The following is a 2,112-nucleotide window of genomic DNA, read 5'->3' on the forward strand; positions in this document are numbered from 1 at the left end:
ATAGCTGTCAGCGCTTGATGGATAAGCGCTTGAGCCTCATTTGACTCAAAATTTACGGCGACACGGGCTGCGCGGCCCGTTCCACCGTCCTGCGCAGTGCACCGCACTGTCCTGCGCAGCGCACTTCTGCGCGGCGCCAGAGCCCTTATCTTCGACAGGTGCGCCGCCCGATGGCTGGCGGCGCCAGAAAAGACAAGGAGCCCCTGATGTCGACACCCGCTACTGCCGCCGCTGTGCAGCCCATCGTGCAAGCCCAGGCCCTGGGCCCGCTGTGGCCCACGATGGACCCCTTCCTGTTCTGCGCCCACCACGACGACGCCTACCCCGCCGGCAATGGCGCCTTTGCCCCCGCCGTGCCCATCGACGACCGCCAGATCGGCAGCGACTTCAGCCGCAAGGACGGCTGGAGCATGTACCACGGCGACCCGGTGCCCGGCTTTCCGGGCCACCCGCACCGCGGCTTTGAAACCGTGACGCTGGTGCGCAAGGGCCTGATCGACCATTCCGACTCGCTGGGCGCGGCCGCGCGCTTTGGCGGCGGCGACGTGCAATGGGTGACGGCGGGCAAGGGCATCGTGCACTCCGAGATGTTTCCGCTGCTCAACGCCACCGAGCCCAATCCGCTGGAGCTGTTCCAGATCTGGCTGAACCTGCCCGCACGCCACAAGATGGTGGAGCCGCACTTCACCATGCTGTGGAACGAGCGCATTCCGCGCCGGGTGCACACCGACGCCGCAGGCCGCAAGACCACGGTGACGGTGGTGGCCGGTGCGCTGCCCGGCGCGGCCGCACCGCTGGCCCCGCCGCCCGAATCCTGGGCTGCACAGCCCGAGGGCGACGTGGCCATCTGGACCCTGCACCTGGAGCCCGGCGCCGACTGGACGCTGCCCGCTGCGCAGGGCGCGGGCACACGCCGCATGCTCTACTTCTTTGTGGGCGACCGCCTGCGCGTGGGTCCGCAGGAGGTGGGGCAGCACGCCGCGCTGGAGGTGGTGGCAGGCCAGGACTGGACGCTGGCCAACACCGGCACCACGGCCGTGGAATGCCTGGTGCTGCAAGGCCGCCCCATCGGCGAGCCGGTGGCGCAATATGGCCCGTTCGTGATGAACACGCAGGCCGAGATCATGCAGGCCATGAACGACTACCGCCGCACCCAGTTTGGCGGCTGGCCCTGGCCGCAGCAGGACCCGGTGCATGGCGCCGAGCCACGCCGGTTTGCACGCTACCCCGGCCAGGCCGAGGAAGAGCGGCCGGGCGAGGCGGCCGCCGCCCCTTAGCCTCGGAGTCTGCGCGGCAGAAGGAGCGTCGCCTGCAACGCACGGGGTTTTCGCGCGTTTCGCTTCGATGCCATCCACCGCGCGGGCTCCTGGCGGCGCAGGGGCTGTGCGGGTCGTGGACAATGGCCGGTCCCGATTCCACCCGCCTGCGCGGCAGAAGGCGTCCCTGCGTCTTCGGCCTCGCAGGCCCCGACCCCCCAACACCATGAACATCGCCAAAGACACCGCCGTCACCCTCACCTACAAGCTCACCACGCCCCAGGGCAAGCCCCTGGACTCCGGCACGCTGGCCTACCTGCACGGCGGCTACGACAACATCTTTCCCAAGGTCGAGGCCGCGCTGGAAGGCCAGGCTGCCGGCCACAGCACCACGCTGCAGCTGGCGGTGGAAGACGCCTTCGGCGCGCGCGATGAAAGCCTGGTGCGCACCATCCCCAAGAGCGAGTTCCCGCCCGGCGTGAAGGTGGGCGGCCAGCTGCAGGGCGTGGGCAACGACGGCCAGCCCGCCGTCTTCAACGTGGTCAAGATCAAGGGCCCCGAAGTGCACCTGGACGGCAACCACCCGTTGGCGGGCCAGGAACTGGTCTTCAGCTGCAAGGTGACGGGCGTGCGCGCGGCCAGCGCCGAAGAGATTGCGCACCGCCACGTGCATGGCGCGCACGGCCACCACCATTGAGCACAACGCCCTGAGCCGCTTTGCGGCGCCCCCGCCTGGAACGCGCCCGTGCCATGCGCTGCGCCATGGGCAATGGATTAGGGCAACGCTGAACAAGTCTCTCGCGCGCCGCGCATCCCTGTTTTGGGCGGTCTGCTGTGTTGCAAATGCTCGCCATAG

General features: G+C 69.3%; 2 protein-coding genes. Both read left to right on the top strand.

Annotated features, from left to right (window positions below; genetic code table 11):
• The first annotated feature begins 206 nt into the window (after window positions 1-206).
• Window positions 207-1,277, top strand: coding sequence for a pirin family protein (locus ACOQFS_RS21035; RefSeq protein ID WP_421564757.1), 1,071 nt, complete (start codon window positions 207-209; stop codon window positions 1,275-1,277).
• 205 nt (window positions 1,278-1,482) lie between these two features.
• Window positions 1,483-1,953 (top strand): FKBP-type peptidyl-prolyl cis-trans isomerase, encoded by a 471-nt coding sequence (locus ACOQFS_RS21040; RefSeq protein WP_421564758.1) that lies wholly within the window; start codon window positions 1,483-1,485, stop codon window positions 1,951-1,953.
• The last annotated feature ends 159 nt before the right edge of the window (window positions 1,954-2,112 follow it).

It is taken from the genome of Paracidovorax sp. MALMAid1276, from assembly GCF_049198005.1.
GTDB lineage: Bacteria > Pseudomonadota > Gammaproteobacteria > Burkholderiales > Burkholderiaceae_C > Acidovorax.

Excerpts from the sequence above, each read along its gene's own strand:
- ACOQFS_RS21040 (WP_421564758.1), top strand. The coding sequence starts at position 1,483 with ATGAACATCGCCAAAGACACCGCCGTCACCCTCACCTACAAGCTCACC.
- ACOQFS_RS21035 (WP_421564757.1), top strand. The coding sequence starts at position 207 with ATGTCGACACCCGCTACTGCCGCCGCTGTGCAGCCCATCGTGCAAGCC.